This window comes from Enterobacter sp. BIDMC93, assembly GCF_001037805.1.
Classification (GTDB): Bacteria; Pseudomonadota; Gammaproteobacteria; order Enterobacterales; family Enterobacteriaceae; genus Enterobacter; species Enterobacter hormaechei_C.
In genome coordinates this window covers 513,139-529,543 of sequence record NZ_KQ089962.1, presented here as the reverse complement: position 1 = coordinate 529,543, position 16,405 = coordinate 513,139, and the positions used below count along the sequence as shown (strand labels likewise).

At 58.8% G+C, this 16,405-nt stretch carries 15 protein-coding genes; 9 read left to right on the top strand and 6 right to left on the bottom strand.

Annotated features, from left to right (window positions below; translation table 11 throughout):
• Positions 1-93: 93 nt before the first annotated feature.
• The 7 genes from rhaD to rhaM all read left to right on the top strand — a co-directional run bounded on the left by rhaD (position 94) and on the right by rhaM (position 7,158).
• Entirely contained in the window at positions 94-924 is an 831-nt protein-coding gene (gene rhaD, locus SK58_RS02460) for a rhamnulose-1-phosphate aldolase (RefSeq protein ID WP_015569930.1), read from the top strand.
• Positions 925-1,006: 82 nt separating this feature from the next.
• Positions 1,007-1,993 (top strand): rhamnose ABC transporter substrate-binding protein, encoded by a 987-nt coding sequence (rhaS, locus tag SK58_RS02455; protein WP_015569929.1) that lies wholly within the window; start codon positions 1,007-1,009, stop codon positions 1,991-1,993.
• 99 nt (positions 1,994-2,092) lie between these two features.
• Positions 2,093-3,595 (top strand): sugar ABC transporter ATP-binding protein, encoded by a 1,503-nt coding sequence (locus SK58_RS02450; protein WP_045338758.1) that lies wholly within the window; start codon positions 2,093-2,095, stop codon positions 3,593-3,595.
• Positions 3,596-4,600, top strand: a complete 1,005-nt coding sequence (locus SK58_RS02445; RefSeq protein WP_045327161.1) for an ABC transporter permease — start codon at positions 3,596-3,598, stop codon at positions 4,598-4,600. It abuts the gene before it with no gap.
• Positions 4,597-5,601 carry an ABC transporter permease gene (locus tag SK58_RS02440; RefSeq protein ID WP_048219322.1) on the top strand — a complete coding sequence of 335 codons (1,005 nt, stop codon included), beginning with the start codon at positions 4,597-4,599 and terminating at the stop codon, positions 5,599-5,601. Before SK58_RS02445 ends, SK58_RS02440 begins: the two co-directional genes overlap by 4 nt.
• 97 nt (positions 5,602-5,698) lie before the next feature.
• Positions 5,699-6,847, top strand: a complete 1,149-nt coding sequence (fucO, locus tag SK58_RS02435; RefSeq protein ID WP_003861980.1) for a lactaldehyde reductase — start codon at positions 5,699-5,701, stop codon at positions 6,845-6,847.
• A complete protein-coding gene (gene rhaM, locus SK58_RS02430; protein WP_015569925.1) occupies positions 6,844-7,158 on the top strand; it encodes an L-rhamnose mutarotase in 315 nt (104 codons plus the stop codon). Before fucO ends, rhaM begins: the two co-directional genes overlap by 4 nt.
• On the opposite strand, the gene SK58_RS02425 is transcribed toward rhaM, so the two are convergent.
• The 4 genes from SK58_RS02425 to SK58_RS02410 form a co-directional block, all read right to left on the bottom strand.
• Entirely contained in the window at positions 7,146-8,423 is a 1,278-nt protein-coding gene (locus SK58_RS02425) for an MFS transporter (protein WP_015569924.1), read from the bottom strand. The genes rhaM and SK58_RS02425 overlap by 13 nt on opposite strands.
• A gap of 44 nt (positions 8,424-8,467) precedes the next feature.
• Positions 8,468-10,591 (bottom strand): alpha-galactosidase, encoded by a 2,124-nt coding sequence (locus tag SK58_RS02420; RefSeq protein WP_048219320.1) that lies wholly within the window; start codon positions 10,589-10,591, stop codon positions 8,468-8,470.
• Positions 10,592-10,696: 105 nt separating this feature from the next.
• Positions 10,697-11,692: a LacI family DNA-binding transcriptional regulator gene (locus tag SK58_RS02415; protein WP_003861974.1), complete on the bottom strand. Its 996-nt coding sequence runs from the start codon at positions 11,690-11,692 to the stop codon at positions 10,697-10,699.
• A 17-nt stretch (positions 11,693-11,709) separates the two neighbouring features.
• On the bottom strand, positions 11,710-12,258 hold the full coding sequence (locus SK58_RS02410; RefSeq protein WP_003861973.1) for a helix-turn-helix domain-containing protein: 549 nt from the start codon (positions 12,256-12,258) through the stop codon (positions 11,710-11,712).
• 103 nt (positions 12,259-12,361) lie between these two features.
• Between SK58_RS02410 and SK58_RS02405 the strand changes: the two genes are divergently transcribed.
• Both SK58_RS02405 and SK58_RS02400 read left to right on the top strand, forming a co-directional pair.
• Complete coding sequence (locus SK58_RS02405) at positions 12,362-13,021, top strand: AzlC family ABC transporter permease (protein ID WP_015569922.1); 660 nt, start codon at positions 12,362-12,364, stop codon at positions 13,019-13,021.
• On the top strand, positions 13,021-13,344 hold the full coding sequence (locus SK58_RS02400; RefSeq protein WP_015569921.1) for an AzlD domain-containing protein: 324 nt from the start codon (positions 13,021-13,023) through the stop codon (positions 13,342-13,344). The genes SK58_RS02405 and SK58_RS02400 overlap by 1 nt, the downstream gene beginning before the upstream one ends.
• 42 nt (positions 13,345-13,386) lie before the next feature.
• Here SK58_RS02400 and SK58_RS02395 read toward each other — a convergent pair whose 3' ends face one another.
• Both SK58_RS02395 and SK58_RS02390 read right to left on the bottom strand, forming a co-directional pair.
• Positions 13,387-13,986: a DUF1120 domain-containing protein gene (locus SK58_RS02395; protein ID WP_017694053.1), complete on the bottom strand. Its 600-nt coding sequence runs from the start codon at positions 13,984-13,986 to the stop codon at positions 13,387-13,389.
• Entirely contained in the window at positions 13,977-16,400 is a 2,424-nt protein-coding gene (locus tag SK58_RS02390; RefSeq protein WP_048219318.1) for a fimbrial biogenesis usher protein, read from the bottom strand. The genes SK58_RS02395 and SK58_RS02390 overlap by 10 nt, the downstream gene beginning before the upstream one ends.
• Positions 16,401-16,405 lie beyond the last annotated feature (5 nt).

The window sequence follows — 16,405 nt, the reverse complement described above, 5'->3', positions numbered from 1 at the left end:
ACATTGCCCGGCGGCGCGTTGCTTGCCGGGCCTACAGGTAAAAGTAGGCCGGGTAAGCGTAGCGCCACCCGGCATTTTCAAAGGAAACACAGTATGCAGACCATCACCACCTCCTGGTTCGTCCAGGGCATGATCAAAGCCACCTCCGACGCCTGGCTGAAGGGCTGGGACGAGCGCAACGGCGGCAACCTGACGCTGCGCCTGGACGATGCGGATATCGAACCCTTCGCAGCCGATTTCCACCAGAAGCCGCGCTATATCGCCCTGAGCCAGCCGATGCCGCTGCTCGCCAACACGCCGTTTATCGTCACCGGTTCCGGGAAGTTCTTCCGCAACGTTCAGCTCGACCCGCAGGCCAACCTCGGCGTAGTGAAAGTGGATAGCGACGGCGCGGGCTACCACATTCTGTGGGGGCTGACGGATGAGGCGGTGCCAACCTCTGAGCTGCCGGCGCACTTCCTCTCCCACTGCGAGCGCATCAAGGCGACCAATGGCAAGGACCGCGTGATCATGCACTGCCACGCCACCAACCTGATCGCCCTGACCTACGTGCTGGAAAATAATTCTGATTTCTTCACCCGCAAACTGTGGGAAGGCAGCACCGAGTGTCTGGTGGTGTTCCCGGACGGCGTCGGCATTCTGCCGTGGATGGTGCCGGGCACCGACGAAATCGGCCAGGCAACCGCGACGGACATGCAGAAACATTCACTGGTGCTGTGGCCGTTCCACGGCGTCTTCGGCAGCGGCCCGACGCTGGATGAAACCTTCGGCCTGATCGACACCGCCGAGAAATCCGCGGAAGTGCTGGTGAAGGTCTATTCCATGGGCGGCATGAAGCAGACCATCACCCGGGAAGAACTGATCGCCCTGGGTAAACGCTTTGGCGTCACCCCCATGCAGTCGGCGTTAGATTTGTACCAATAACAACATCGCGCCCCGCTCACCGAGACGGGGCGAAAACCACCTGCAATCCCTACAACTAACTCAAGTCAGTGGAGTAAAAGCAATGAAAATAAAAGCAAGCTTGATCCTCACCGTTGCCGCTCTGGCGTTGTCCGGTTCCGCTTTAGCAGAAGTGAAAATCGCCCTGGTGGCGAAGTCCTTAGGGAATGGATTCTTCGAGGCAGCGAACGTCGGCGCGCAGGAGGCGGCCAAAGAGTTAGGCGATGTAAAAGTGATTTATACCGGCCCGACCACCACCACGGCGGAAGCGCAGATCGAGGTGCTGAACGGGCTGATCGCCCAGGGCGTTGATGCGATCGCGATTTCCGCGAACGATCCGGACGCCGTCGTGCCGGTGCTGAAAAAAGCGATGCAGCGCGGCATCAAGGTTGTGTCGTGGGATTCCGGCGTGGCGAAAGCCGGGCGTCAGATCCACCTCAACCCGTCCAATAACGCCCTGATTGGCGAAACTAACGTCAAGCTCGCCGCCGATGCCCTGAAAGCGCTGAACGTGGAGAAAGGCGATGTGGCGGTGCTGAGCGCCACGCCAACCTCCACCAACCAGAACACCTGGATTGCGGAGATGAAAAAGGTGCTGCCGAAGTACCCGTCCGTCAATCTGGTGACCGTGGCCTACGGGGACGATCTCTCTGACAAGAGCTACCGCGAAGCGGTCGGCCTGCTGAAAACCTACCCGGAGCTGAAAGTGATTGTTTCGCCTTCTTCCGTGGGCATTGTGGCCGCCGCGCAGGCGGTGAAGGACCAGGGCAAGATTGGCAAAGTGTACGTCACCGGTTTAGGCCTGCCGTCTGAGATGGCGGGCGCGGTGAAGTCCGGCGCGAGCAAGAGCTTTGCCATCTGGAACCCGATTGACCTCGGCTATGCCGCAACCTACCTGGCGGATGACCTGGTGAAAGGCAACGCCACGAAAGGCGAGGCCAGCATGGGCAAACTGGGCAAAGTGAAGCTGGATGCCGACGGCAACGGCGCGATGGCCGAGCCGTTCGTTTACGATGCCAGCAATATTGATAAGTTCTCAAAAATCTTTTGATGCGATTTGTAGGCCGGATAAGCGTAGCGCCATCCGGCAAAAGGCGGGTGGCGCTGCCGCTTACCCGCCCTACAAATTCCCCTGTCCAGGAGAACTATCATGACCCCATTGCTACAGCTTTCTGGCATCACCAAGGTGTTCCCCGGCGTGCGTGCTCTTGAGAACGTGCAGCTTGCGCTGTGGCCCGGCAAAGTGACGGCGCTTATCGGCGAAAACGGCGCGGGCAAGTCGACACTGGTCAAAGTGATGACCGGCATATACCAGCCCGACGAGGGCGAAATTCTCTACAAGGCGATCCCCGTTCACCTTCCGACGCCGGAGTCGGCGCATAAAATGGGCATCACCGCCATTCACCAGGAAACCGTGCTGTTTGATGAACTCTCGGTCACCGAAAATATCTTTGTCGGTCAGTACCTTCACAAAGGCTTCCTGAAAAAGCTCGACTGGCCGGAAATGCACCGCCGGGCGCAGGCTATTCTCGCCCGCCTTGAGGTGCAAATCGACCCGCGCGCAACGCTGAAAACCCTGAGCATCGCCCAGCGTCACATGGTGGCGATTGCCCGCGCGCTGTCGTTTGAGGCGCAGGTGGTGATCCTCGATGAACCCACGGCGGCGCTGTCACAGCATGAAATCCTCGAGTTTTACCAGATTGTGGAGCGCTTAAAGCAGGAGGGAAAAGCCATCCTGTTTATCTCCCACAAGTTCGACGAGATTTTTGAGCTGGCCGATCACTACACCATTTTGCGCGACGGCGTGTTCGTCGGTGCAGGGGCAATAAATGAGATCACCGAGGAGCGGATGGTGTCGATGATGGTCGGGCGCGCCATTACCCAAACCTTCCCGAAAATAGACTGCGAAAAAGGCGAGACGGTGCTGGAGGTGAAAAACCTCTGCCATCCAACCGAGTTTGCGCATATCTCGTTCTCCCTGCGTAAAGGGGAAATCCTCGGCTTTTACGGGCTGGTGGGTGCCGGGCGTACCGAGCTGATGCAGGCGCTTTCCGGCGTCACGCGACCGTCGTCCGGGGAAATTATCCTCAACGGACAGCCCCGGCGCTTCCGCCAGCCTGCGGATGCGATCAAAGCCGGTATCGTCTGCGTGCCGGAAGAGCGGCAGAAGCAGGGTGCGATTATCGAACTGTCCATTGCCCAGAACATCAGCCTGCCTCAGCTCAGCAGGCTCAATCCGAACGGCGTACTGCACGACGACCGCGAATGGAAGCTGGCAGACGAATACGCCAGACGCCTGCAAGTGAAAGCCTTCAGCTGGAAGCAGGCGGTGGAGACCCTCTCTGGCGGCAACCAGCAAAAGGTGGTGATCGGCAAATGGCTGGCGACGCACCCTGACGTGATCATCCTCGATGAGCCAACAAAAGGCATCGATATCGGCTCAAAGGCAGCCGTGCATCAGTTTATGTCCGAGCTGGTCAGTCAGGGGCTGGCGGTGATTATGGTCTCGTCCGAACTGCCGGAAGTGATGGGCATGGCGGATCGCATTATCGTCATGCACGAGGGGCTGATGGTGGCCGAATACCAGGCGGGAGACGCGACGGCGGAAACCATCGTCAGCGCCGCCAGCGGTGCAAAACAGGAGGCGGCATAAATGCTTAGCTCACTCTTAAAACACCGCGAGGCGCTGCTTGGCGCGGTGATTGTCCTGATGGTCGTCGCCATTGGCAGCCGCGTGCCATCGTTTATCGCACCGGGCAACCTGGTGGAGATGTTTAACGACACCGCCATTCTGATCGTCCTCGCGCTCGGGCAGATGATGGTGCTGCTCACTAAAGGCATCGACCTGTCGATGGCGGCTAATCTGGCCCTGACCGGGATGATTGTCGCCCTGATTAATTTCCATTACCCGGACGTGCCCGTCTGGGCGCTGCTGATCCTTGCCAGCGCGCTTGGGCTGCTGATGGGCGCAATAAACGGCCTGCTGGTGTGGAAACTGGGCATTCCGGCGATTGTGGTGACGCTCGGCACCATGAGCATCTACCGCGGAATGATCTTTTTGCTCTCCGGCGGCGGCTGGGTGAACTCCAACCAGATGGGTGCAGACTTCCTCGGCCTGCCGCGTGCGTCAGTGCTGGGCCTGCCGGTGCTGAGCTGGTGCGCCATCGCCGTACTGCTGCTGGTGGGCTACTTCCTGCGCTACAGTCGCACCGGACGGGCGCTCTACACCGCCGGCGGGAACGCCACGGCAGCGTACTACACCGGGATCAACGCCGGGAAAATGCAGTTCATCAGCTTCTGCCTTTCCGGTCTGCTGGCCGGGTTCTGCGGCTACCTGTGGATATCACGCTTTGCCGTTGCGTATGTTGACGTCGCTAACGGTTTTGAATTGCAGGTGGTGGCAGCCTGTGTGATTGGCGGGATCAGCACCATGGGCGGCACCGGCCGCGTGCTCGGCTGTCTGTTCGGGGCGCTGTTCCTTGGCGTCATCAACAACGCCCTGCCGGTGATCGGCGTCTCCCCGTTCTGGCAGATGGCGATTTCCGGCTCGGTCATTGTCATCGCTGTGCTGCTGAACGAGCGCGGCAACAAGCGCAAAGGCAGGCTGATCCTGCGCGACGCGGCGCTGGCACGTCAGAAACTGGCGGTGAAACCATGAGCAAAATGATGACATCTGAAGAGTTCAAACCCACTTCTGCGCCGGGCATCTTCCAGCGCCTGCTGTGCTGGGAGGGCTTCCTGCTGGCGGTGACGCTGGCGGTGTTTGTGGTGAACGCGCTCGCCTCGCCCTACTTCCTCAATATCTGGAACCTCTCCGACGCGACGTTCAACTTCACGGAAAAAGCGATCATTGTGTTGCCGATGGCGATGCTGATTATCGCCCGGGAAATTGACCTGTCTGTGGCCTCCACCATCGCGCTCAGCTCCACGGTGATGGGCTTTTGCGCGGCGGCGGGCGTCGATACGCCGCTGCTGGTGTGCGTGGGATTAGGCGTCGGGCTACTGTGCGGGCTGTTCAACGGCATTCTGGTGACGCGCTTTAACCTGTCGTCCATCGTCATCACCATCGGCACCATGAGCCTGTACCGCGGGAGCACCTACATCCTGCTCGGGGACCAGGCGCTGAACAGCTACCCGGAGAGCTTCGCCTGGTTCGGCCAGGGCTACGTCTGGGGTGCGCTGTCGTTTGAGTTCGCGCTGTTTATCGTGCTGGCCGCTCTGTTTGCCTTTGTGCTGCACCGCACCAATTTTGGCCGCCGCACCTACGCCATCGGCAACAACCCGACCGGCGCGTGGTACTCCGGCATCAACGTGAAGCGCCACAACCTGATCCTGTTTGCGCTGGTAGGACTGATGTCCGGCCTGGCGTCGGTGCTGCTCACCTCGCGTCTGGGCAGTACCCGCCCGACCATCGCGATGGGCTGGGAGCTGGCGGTGGTGACGATGGCGGTGCTCGGCGGCGTCAATATTCTCGGTGGGTCCGGCAGCATGGTGGGCGTGATTATCGCCGCCTTCCTGATGGGGCTGGTGACCTTCGGCCTGAGCCTGCTCAACGTGCCCGGCATTGTGATGTCAGTGATTATCGGCGCGATGCTGATCGTGGTGATTTCGCTGCCGATTATTACCCGCCGGGTGATGCAGCGAAGACGGATCTCATAGCCGGGTGGCACTGCGTTTACCCGGCCTACTTAACCGTAGGCCCGCGCAAGCGCAGCGCCGCCGGGCATAAAAATCAAAGTAATTAAGGAGAATTATCATGAGCTTTATGTTGGCACTCCCCAAAATCAGCCTGCACGGCGCGGGCGCGATCGGCGATATGGTCAATCTGGTGGCAAACAAACAGTGGGGAAAAGCGCTGATTGTCACCGACGGCCAGCTGGTGAAACTTGGCCTGCTCGACAGTTTGTTTTCCGCGCTCGACGCCCATCAGATGTCGTATCACCTGTTCGATGAGGTATTCCCGAATCCGACGGAAGCGCTGGTGCAAAAAGGCTATGCGGCATATCAGGATGCGGAGTGTGATTACCTGATTGCCTTTGGCGGCGGCAGCCCGATTGATACTGCCAAGGCGATCAAAATCCTCACCGCCAACCCTGGTCCGTCAACCGATTACTCCGGCGTCGGCAAGGTGAAAAACGCGGGCGTGCCGCTGGTGGCGATCAACACCACCGCAGGCACGGCGGCGGAGATGACCAGCAACGCGGTGATCATTGACGCCGCGCGGCAGGTGAAAGAGGTGATTATCGACCCGAACATCATCCCGGATATCGCCGTGGACGATGCCAGCGTGATGCTCGATATTCCCGCCTCCGTGACCGCCGCAACCGGCATGGATGCGTTGACTCATGCGATTGAAGCCTACGTGTCCGTCGGCGCGCACCCGCTGACTGATGCCAACGCGCTGGAAGCGATTCGCCTGATCAACCTGTGGCTGCCGAAAGCGGTCGACGACGGTCACAACCTGGAAGCGCGCGAGCAGATGGCCTTTGGTCAGTATCTGGCGGGCATGGCGTTTAACAGCGCCGGTCTGGGGCTGGTGCACGCCCTGGCGCACCAGCCGGGCGCGACGCACAACCTGCCGCACGGCGTGTGCAACGCCATTCTGCTGCCGATCATCGAAAACTTTAACCGCCCGAACGCGGTTGCCCGATTTGCCCGCGTGGCGCAGGCGATGGGCGTTGACACGCGCGGCATGAGCGATGAAGCGGCCAGCATGTCAGCTATTCAGGCGATTCGTGACCTGAGCGCCCGGGTCGGCATTCCGTCCGGATTTAGCCAGCTCGGCGTCACCAAAGCCGATATTGAAGGCTGGCTGGATAAAGCCCTCGCCGACCCGTGCGCGCCGTGCAACCCGCGCACCGCCAGCCGCGATGAGGTCCGCGAGCTGTACCTGGAGGCATTATGATCCGCAAAGCGTTTGTGATGCAGGTAAACCCGGACGCGCACGAGGAGTACGCACGTCGCCACAACCCGATCTGGCCCGAGCTGGAAGCGGTGCTGAAAGCCCACGGCGCGCACCACTACGCCATCTATCTCGACAAAGCTCGCAACCTGCTGTTTGCGACGGTGGAGATTGAATCGGAAGAGCGCTGGAACGCGGTGGCAAACACCGATGTCTGCCAGCGCTGGTGGAAATATATGGGTGACGTTATGCCGTCGAACCCGGATAACAGCCCGGTGAGTTCGGCGCTGAAAGAGGTGTTTTACCTGGACTGATGTGTTAACGCTGCTGCCCCCGAGGCGGCAGCAATCTCCCGCCTGCCACTCAGCGTAAAAGCCGACACCACCGTGATCGCCAGCACGAAGCAGCCCAGTATCAGATACGTCTCCTGGAAGCCGACCCGGTCATACATATTTCCGGCAAAGGCGGAGAGGAAGATCGCCGCCGACTGTTTGGCAAACTGGAAGCCAATCAGGTAGATGGTGGCCGACAGGCGCGTATCAAACACCCCGGTGATGTACTTGAATGCCCCCACCAGCAGGAACGGGACTTCCAGCGCGTGCAGCATCTTCAGGGCAATCACCTCCACGGCAGTGGTGGCAAACGACGAGCCGATAATGCGCGTCGCCATGATCACCCCGGCAATCAGCAGCGTGTTTTTCGCGCCGATGCGGTTAATGATCCACGGCGAGCAGAACATAATGATCGCGTTACAAATTTCCCCCGCCGTGGTGGCGAAACCAAAGGCACGGGTCCCCTCCTGCGGCGTGGCGAAGAAGGTTTTGAAGAAGGTGGCAAACTGCTGGTCGAAGACGTCATACACGCAGGCCACGCCAATCACGTACAGGATGAACATCCACATTCTGCGCTGGCGGAACAGGGTAAAGACGGTTTTGGCGGTGATCTGCGGCTGATTCGCGCCCAGGGCGTTCATCACCTGCGCCGTCTGGTTAGGCTTCGGTTTCGCGACCACCAGCAGCAGCATCAGCAACAGCGCCGCGGCCGACCCCATCCAGAAGACGTACGACGGATCGATGCCGAACAGGATGCCGCCCGTTGAGGCGCACAGCCCCCAGCCGAGACAGCCGAACATACGCGCCTTGCCGTACTCAAAAAAGCTGTTGCGGCTTACGCGCTCAATATAGGCCTCAATCGCCCCCGACCCCGCTGAGAAGACAAAGCCGATATACAACCCACCGCTCAGCGCCCCCAGCCAGATATTGGTTTTCAGCAGCGGGGCGAAGACGTACAGGAAGAACGGCGCGAACAGGAACAGCAGCACCGAGATGATCCAAAGCAGGTGTTTTTTCAGCCCCAGCTTGTCCGAAATGACCCCCAGCACCGGCTGGAAGGCAATGGCCGACAGCGAGATGCAGGAGAAAACAATCCCGGTATGGGTTTTGTTCAGGCCGATGATGTCCGACAGCCAGATCGGCAGGAACGGAAAGCAGGTGGCCATGATGAAGAAGTAGAGAAAGAAGAACAGCCCGAAGATCCAGAAATTAGGGTTGTCTTTGTGGGTACAGGTTGTTGTGTTCATTATTTTTATCCTCAACGGAGGGCCGGTTGCCCGGCCCGTCACCCTTACACGCGTTCCACACCAATCAGAATGGCGGTTTCCGGATCCAGAATCGGCAGCGCAATACCCGCCTGCATCAGCCACTCGCCGCTCACCGTTTGCGGCGCTTCCATCCACGAAGGCAGCTTACGCATGGTGTGCCCGCCCTCGCCCGTAATCTGGATGTTCGGGTGATCGAGCAGCGTGATGCGGTACAGCGCGCTGGCGTCTAACCCCGGCATGCGCAGCGGCATCATCAGGGTGTAATCCGGCATCGCGAGCTGGCTGACCAAAAACAGCCCCTGCGTCTTATCTTCGCTCACTATACCCTGCGCCAGGGTGGTGGCGTCCGGCATATCCACGCGCCACTGGGTGCCGTGATGAATGACCTCTCGCCACCGCTTGTGCAGCGCGGCGTAATGGCGATAGCCTTCACGTTCCTGCGCATCGACGGTGAGCGGATCCAGCTCCAGCCCCATGTGACCAAACAGCGCTGTTAGCCCGCGGAACTGAATGCTGTGCTGGCGGAAGGTGGCGTGACATTTATGATGACCGATATGCGCGCCCATCACCTCCGGCGGGAAGAAGTAGCTCATGCCGCGCTGGATAGTGTTGCGCTCCAGCGCGTCGTTGTTGTCGGACGCCCAGAAGCGGTGGCAGCGGGTCAGCACTTCATAATCGATTCGCCCGCCGCCGGAGGAGCAGGATTCAAACTCAATGTGCGGGAAGCGCTCGCCCAGCACGTCCAGCAGGCGATAAAACTGGCGCGTCTGGGCGACGGCGGCGGCTTTGCCCTTGTGCCCTGGCTGCACCAGCTCGCGGTTCATATCCCATTTCACGTAGTCGACCGCGTGTTCGCCCAGCAGCCAGCTCATGCGTTCGACCAGATATTCAAAGGCCTGCGGAATATTGAGATTGAGCACCAGCTGGTGTCGCCCGGTCGCCTGGGCGTAGCCCGGCAGCGCCAGCACCCAGTCAGGGTGCGCGCGATACAGATCGGAATCGGGGTTAATCATCTCCGGCTCAACCCAGATACCAAACTCCATGCTGAGCTGTTTAACGTGATCGATTACCGGCTTTAGGCCGTTCGGGTATTTTTTCTTGTCCAGATACCAGTCGCCCAGCGCGGCGTGGTCGTCGTTGCGGCCTTTAAACCAGCCGTCGTCGATAATAAAGCGCTCCACGCCCAGCGCAGCGGCCTCGTCGGCCATGCGCATGATGTAGTCCGGATCGTGGTTGAAGTAGATCCCCTCCCAGGTGTTGAGGTGCACCGGGCGCGGTTTATCTTCCGGGAAGCGGATAACATTGTCGCGCAGGTAGCGGTGGAACTGCTGGCTCATGCCGTTCAGCCCGTGCGGGGAGTGACTGGCATACAGGCGCGGCGTCCAGAGCGTTTCCCCCTCTTCAATCGCCATTTCACCCGGCAGGTAGAGCGCTTCGGCCTGCATATAGCGGCGGCCATCGGTTTTCGCCTCTGCGCGCAGGCGGTGGTTACCACTCCAGCCCAGATGTATACCCCAGACGTTGCCGTGCATTTCACTGAATGACGGCGTACCTGAAATCAGCGCCGGGAAATGTTCATGGGAGGTTTTACCCCGACGGTTTTCAATCACAAAGCTGTCATGTTCAAGCATCACGCGGTGCGGCTGAAACTCCCTGATCCAGCGTCCGTGGAAGGCCATCACCTCCTGCGCGCGTTCGGCCACCGGCAGCGTCACGGCAAATCGATCCACCTGCCACGCCTGCATTTTCAGGTTGGTTAACCCATGACGCACCACCAGTACGCCGCTGGCATCCAGCGTTATTTCACTGGTCAGGCGCAGGCCTGCATGCTCGTCTTCAGCAGTGATTGTCAGGGCGTTTAACGCCTGCTGCACCTGCGTGGTTTTAAATACCGGCGATCCGTCCAGCCCCTGGCGGTGCCCCTCGATGCCCGGCGAGCCAAACAGCCCATGCCCCAGCTCTGCCATCAGCGTGACGGGGGAGTCGACGTCCAGCCTGCCATTAGCAACCGGGCGCGCAATACTCAGCACATCCTGCGGCGAAAAGTGCTGAAGGTGTGGCCCCCAGTAGAGAATTTCGGCGAACGGGTGGGTTTTTACCACCACGTCAACCGTATTGCTTTCAAGTCGAAAAATGGAATCTTGCATCAGACATCTCCTGTCATCGGGATGTTCTGAGTGTTGATCCGAAACGTTTCGGATACAAACCAAAACGTTTCGGATCTGTGATCGGGTTTGGAATTTTTGGTGTAATCAGGCAGTCTGGCCTGGGGAGAATTCTGGCTGCCAGAGCACCTGAAGGGTGTCAATGTCGTCGCCATTAATCAGCTGGCGCACCATATCGGCAATCTGTTTCCCGACACCCTGACGGGTAGACTGGATCACCGCCGCGACGTCGATATCGACAATGCTGTCCTGCGGTAAGCCGTCATAGACCACCAGCGAAACGGCATTTTCACCGGTTAAGCGCCCCATCTGCGCCAGGGCCATCGCTGCGCCGTCGCCGTGGGTGTTGCAGTCGGTAATGATGGCCGTGGGCGGCTGCGGCAGGGAGAGAAGTTCTTGCGTGGTGGCATACCCCACGCGACGCGAAGGGGGCATGGCGCGCAGCCATTCGCTGGAAAGTCCGGCTTCCCGCAGCGCGTCCAGGTAGCCCTGGCGGCGCTGGGTGATGAATGCCTGGTTGTTGCTTTCGCCCAGCAGCGCAATGCGCTGATGGCCTTTCTCGATCAGCCAGCGGGTGGCCTGATATGTGCCGGCATAGTTGTCGAAATCGAACCACGCGTACGGCTGCGGGAGCTGGCTGCGGCCGAGCGCCAGGAACGGGAACCCGGCGGCCTGTAGCTGCTCAAGACGCGGATCGTGATCCAGCGTATGCGCCACAATCAGCGCATCCACGCGTCGGCTCTGCACCATGCGCATATAGCTGTGTTTGTCCGCCAGATCGTCGTCAGCGATGAGCAGCAGGTCAATCTCATGTCGCGCCAGTTCGTGGCTAATTTCGCCGACCATGTCCATAAAAACGCTGTTATTGAGCGGAACAGGATGCACCGGAAACACCAGCCCGACGGCGTCGATTTTGCCCATCTTCAGGCGACGGGCAAAGGTATTTGGTCGGTAGCCACGGCGCTGGGCCTCCGCTTCCACGCGGGCGCGCGTCTCAGCAGAAACGTCGTCATACCCGTTGAGGGCGCGGCTGACGGTGGTAACAGACAGCCCCAGTTCTTTGGCAATGGCTTTAAGCGACATGATTTTCCGTATCTTTGTTAGTTTTGTTCCGCCACCAGCAGCGCGTGCGTATCTGGCTCCAGCGCCTTAAAGATATGCGGCTGGTCAGCGGGGTAGCAAATGTAATCTCCCGGGCCGAGCTCTTCCGCCGCGTCGATCAGACCGACCATCGCCCGCCCCTGGGTCACGATAATATGCTCAACCGAACCAGGCGGATGGGGCTGGGAAATACGGTCTGCCCCCGGCTGAGTCAGCAGCAGATAGATATCACGACGCGCGCCAGGCGGACACGCCGCGAGCAAAATCGCCTCGTAGTTCGCCTGCCCAGCGACGACTTTTGTGCCCTCGCCGCGGCGGATCACCTGCGTGACGGGTTGCTGCGGCTCCAGTAACCGGGCAAACGGAATATCCAGCGCCACGCAAAGCGACCACAGCGTTTCCAGGCTAGGATTGCCGTTGCCAGACTCCAGTTGAGAAAGCGTGGATTTGGCGATCCCGGCACGGCGGGCAATTTCCGCCAGTGAGAGCCCGGTTCGCAAGCGTTCTCGCACCAGGCTTTTGGCGATCACGCTGATTGGCTGCGTCATAATAACGGCCTCTTTCTCTCTATAACGAACGAATCGTTCGTCTTGTAAAACGTTTCTGATGCGTTCATTATAATGGAAATACGTTCGATATGGCTAAAATGGTATGAAGAATCACCTCTCTTGCCTGAAAGGCGACACGATAAAAGCGATCGTCCTGGTCTGCCTCGCGGTGGGCGTGGTCGGCATGTCTTATGGCTCACTGGCGATGGCCTACGGTTTCCCGCTGTGGGTGCCGTTTGTCCTCTCCCTCACGGTGCTGGCAGGCGCATCCGAGTTTATGTTTATCGGCATCGTGGCGAGCGGCGGCAATCCGCTGGCAGCGGCAGCGGCCGGTTTACTGGTTAACGCGCGCCATGTGCCGTTCGGCGTTACGGTGCGTGAACTGGTGGGCAAGCGCGGCCTGAGCTTTCTGGGCTGTCATATCATGAATGATGAAAGTGTGGTGTTCGGCCTGTCGCAAAAAACCGCCGAGCAGCGTAAAGCGGCCTACTGGCTGTGCGGCCTGGGCGTGGCAATCATCTGGCCGCTGGGGGCGGTGCTGGGCGCGATGGTCGGCAAGCTGCTGCCGGACCCGGAAACCATCGGGCTGGACGCGGTGTTCCCGGCGATCCTGCTGGCGTTAGTGGTGCCGGCATTTAAAAACCGTACCACGCTGATCCGCGCCTGTAGCGGCGCAGTGTTGTCGCTGGCCGCCGTACCGTTTGCGCCGGTTGGCCTGCCGGTGCTGCTCTCTTTGCTCGGCCTTGCCGCGAGGAAAAAATAATGGAAAACATGACGGTCTTTATTCTCGGCATCGCCATTCTTTCTGCCGGAACCTATCTGATGCGTCTCGGCGGGGCGAAACTCGGTAGCCGGCTGGCGCTTTCTGAACGGTCGCAGGCGCTGCTTTCAGACGCGGCAACCGTTTTGTTGTTCTCCGTCGCGCTGGCGACAACGTTTTATGAAGGGGACCATTTTGCCGGGATGGCGCGCGTGCTGGGGGTGGGGTTCGCGGTGTTTCTGGCCTGGCGCAAAATGCCGTTAATTGTGGTGATCGTCGCGGCGGCGGTGGTGACAGCGCTGCTGCGTCTGGCGGGGATCCACTAGAAAATATGCCCGACATAACAGGTCGGCCGGGCATAACAGAGATTATCGCGCAGGAAGCGTATCAACATTGAGCGTCAGCGTTTCTTCAAAATCCGTGGTGTTAGTAACGCTAAACGCCTTGTCAGAGAGATAGGTCGTGATCATCATAGTGGCGACAAACTGCTCGCCCGCCACTTCTGTACCGTTTACCGCCGCCAGCGCTTTTTCCGGCTTCAGCGTCACCAGAGAAGCGCCTCCCTGAACGGCTACCGCGCCAATATCGACCGCGGCCAGCTGCACGGGGTTCCCGTCCACCCGCCCATCTTTGAATTCGATTTTCATCGCGCCGCTGTCCGTAAAACGATACGCCAGGTTCTGTCGGGCAATCCCGTCTACGGAGATGCGCATTTTGCGCACATCCGGACACAGCACCGAAACCTGAACTTCACGCATCACAGAAGCATAACCGTTGTACACTTTGCCAATATGTTCAGCGGACGTTTGCCGCATATCCTCTTTACGGTAGCGCCCGTAATCGACTTTCTTCACCGCCGACATCATTTCACAGGCGCCGTCATCAGCCTGCGCCATTCCCGAAAATCCCGCTGCGCCGCAGAGCAGCATAAGCATCAGCGCGTATTGACGAACGTTATTCAGAGACATTTCCCTGTCACCTCTTCATAGAATTTATTCGGTTCTGCCTCCGGCAGGGTGTACGTCAGCCTGCAACGCCCTTCATCCAGCTTCGCATACAGCTGCTGGCTGGCAGAGATGTCGTTCAGGAAGATCACGCCGTCTTCTGGCGCACTCGTCACATACTCCCCTGCCGCGTCCACAATCGAGACACCTTCCGGCAGCGGCGTACCGTCCGCACGGCGTATACTGAGCAGCACGCGGCGCTGGCTTAACGTCGCAAACTCCCACTTCGCCACAGCGCCGTGAGACGCTTTGATCGCTGTTCTGCCATTTCTTACGTCCAGATTGCCTGGCAGGCTTTCCGTGTTGATCTCAATCGTGCTTTCACGGAACGGCGACAGCGCAGGAATAATCGCCTGGCCCCATTTATCGGTCCATACCGCGCCGCGCGGGGTACCTATCTCGATACCAGCCACCGGTTTATCCAGTCTGGCAATGGCGTACGTATCGGTCACGCGGTAAGGCGAGAAGGTCACCCCGTCGCTGTGGGCGACAATCCCGCCGCTTAATGCTGCTGAGTAGTTGGTATTGCTGTCGTTATCTCCTCCTGCCGCCAGCGCCAGGTTGGTGTAATGCAGATTACTGTTCAGCGAGCTGTCCCAGCTGGTGGTGTTCTCTTCCTGGTCCTGAGTGACCCCCACCGTGTACTGGTTCTCAGCGTTGAGCGAGCCCATTGCCCGCGTGCCGTAAGAACGCTTACCTTCGCTCTCGCGATACCAGGAGCTGGTTGTCACGCCTGAGCGTCCCAGCGGGATCGACACGTTTACGTAAAACTGATCGTTGTCGCTGCTGTCGTGCCGGCTGACATCCGACTCCCAGTTCACGCTCACGTTGAAGTATTTAAAAGTCTGTGACCACGACGAGATAAACCGGCGACTGTCATAGTCGCTGTTCCAGCTCTCGTTGCGATAATAGCTGAGGGAAAAGCGGCCCAGCGTGGTACTCGACCAGTTGATACCGACGCTGGTGTCGTATTTGGTTTGCGACATATCGTCATCGTCGCCGTAAAGTTCCGCCATCTCGCGATAGTCCGGTGTGCCATAGCTACCGCCCAGCGAAAGCCCAATGCCCCACGGCAGGGAGTAACCCAGATCCAGCGTCGTTTTGTTGCCGTCGGTTTGCGTCTGGTTGTCTATTGACGCCAGAAAACCCAACGAGGCATACAGGTTCTGCATCGGTATGGTATCGAGGTTGCCGGAGAAGCCATAATAGTGGTTATCCGCCATCACCATACCGGCCAGGAAATTGACACGCTTATTGACAGACCAGCCGTTGTTGGCGGACACCACCCACGGATTTTCAAAGCGTGAGTCCATGTCTTCAACGCGGCCCATAGCCAGCGTAAAGCCCGGGGCACGGCCTATATGATTGCTGCGGAACGTACTTGCCGAGACAGTGAATCGGTTTTCGCTGCCGTCAGTCTCGGTGACCGTTACGTTCAGGTCGGTGTTGAGGTTCGCCAGCGGCACGTCATCCAGGTTGAACGGACCGGCAGGAACCAGCGTTGAGTAAATAAGCTGTCCGCCCTGGCGGATATCGACGCGCGCCTGCGGATTACGGGCAATACCGCTGACTTCGACGCCCGTCCCCACCTGAGGAGTGAGTGCGGTATCCGGCATCATCTGGACCCCGTAAATTCCCGGAATACTGAAGCGGCTGTTGGCGATGTTAATCTGGCCACCCTGCACCATCACGCCATAATCGGTAAAGGTACGATGGGCATAGGTGTAGAGGGAGTCGACATCAAAATCCTGATCGCTGCCGTCGCTAATGAACTGCGTGCTGCGCACAATCCAGTCTCCGGCATTAAAGCCCATTTCAAAGGTCGACTGGAAACGGTCAGCGTTCTCATCATCATAGTGATTATGGGTGCCAAACATGGAGTAATTCAGCATGGCTGCACGTCCGCCACGCACCTCGGCGAACTGTCGGTCATAATCAGGGTCGATCGCTTCAGGCGGTACAACAACCGATATTTCATCAATATCCGGCGAAGTCTGAATCGTTGATCCGGACCAGTAGTGATAAATCTTCGGGCAGGTGCCTCTTTTCGTCTGTTTAATCAGGCCCGCGTTTTCCAGAAACGCTTTATCAATACAGGGCGTTCCTTCCTCATCAAATTTCACGGGCATAATATTGCGCTGCTTACCATTAATATTAACCGTCACATTATGGTAGCCAGGGGTAAAACGGGGAGTGAGGGAATAGTAATCCGCAATGGCCGGATCAAGCCCGTTATTTTTTAAAGCATCGCTGTCAAATATGGCTCGCGCCAGTTCCAGAGATTCATTCGCATTAGAGGAAATCTCAGCCCGAATATTAAATGCCAGCACGCTAAGGCAAAACACGAGCATTCCCTTTTTACAGGAACCGTTTAACATAACTA

What these genes read in the sequence shown, in the direction of transcription:
- SK58_RS02390 (WP_048219318.1), bottom strand. Translation starts at nt 16,400, where the DNA reads ATGTTAAACGGTTCCTGTAAAAAGGGAATGCTCGTGTTTTGCCTTAGC.
- SK58_RS02405 (WP_015569922.1), top strand. Translation starts at nt 12,362, where the DNA reads ATGAAGAATCACCTCTCTTGCCTGAAAGGCGACACGATAAAAGCGATC.
- rhaD (WP_015569930.1), top strand. Translation starts at nt 94, where the DNA reads ATGCAGACCATCACCACCTCCTGGTTCGTCCAGGGCATGATCAAAGCC.
- SK58_RS02400 (WP_015569921.1), top strand. Translation starts at nt 13,021, where the DNA reads ATGGAAAACATGACGGTCTTTATTCTCGGCATCGCCATTCTTTCTGCC.
- SK58_RS02415 (WP_003861974.1), bottom strand. Translation starts at nt 11,692, where the DNA reads ATGTCGCTTAAAGCCATTGCCAAAGAACTGGGGCTGTCTGTTACCACC.
- SK58_RS02425 (WP_015569924.1), bottom strand. Translation starts at nt 8,423, where the DNA reads ATGAACACAACAACCTGTACCCACAAAGACAACCCTAATTTCTGGATC.
- fucO (WP_003861980.1), top strand. Translation starts at nt 5,699, where the DNA reads ATGAGCTTTATGTTGGCACTCCCCAAAATCAGCCTGCACGGCGCGGGC.
- rhaM (WP_015569925.1), top strand. Translation starts at nt 6,844, where the DNA reads ATGATCCGCAAAGCGTTTGTGATGCAGGTAAACCCGGACGCGCACGAG.
- SK58_RS02445 (WP_045327161.1), top strand. Translation starts at nt 3,596, where the DNA reads ATGCTTAGCTCACTCTTAAAACACCGCGAGGCGCTGCTTGGCGCGGTG.
- SK58_RS02450 (WP_045338758.1), top strand. Translation starts at nt 2,093, where the DNA reads ATGACCCCATTGCTACAGCTTTCTGGCATCACCAAGGTGTTCCCCGGC.
- SK58_RS02440 (WP_048219322.1), top strand. Translation starts at nt 4,597, where the DNA reads ATGAGCAAAATGATGACATCTGAAGAGTTCAAACCCACTTCTGCGCCG.
- SK58_RS02395 (WP_017694053.1), bottom strand. Translation starts at nt 13,986, where the DNA reads ATGTCTCTGAATAACGTTCGTCAATACGCGCTGATGCTTATGCTGCTC.
- SK58_RS02410 (WP_003861973.1), bottom strand. Translation starts at nt 12,258, where the DNA reads ATGACGCAGCCAATCAGCGTGATCGCCAAAAGCCTGGTGCGAGAACGC.
- rhaS (WP_015569929.1), top strand. Translation starts at nt 1,007, where the DNA reads ATGAAAATAAAAGCAAGCTTGATCCTCACCGTTGCCGCTCTGGCGTTG.
- SK58_RS02420 (WP_048219320.1), bottom strand. Translation starts at nt 10,591, where the DNA reads ATGCAAGATTCCATTTTTCGACTTGAAAGCAATACGGTTGACGTGGTG.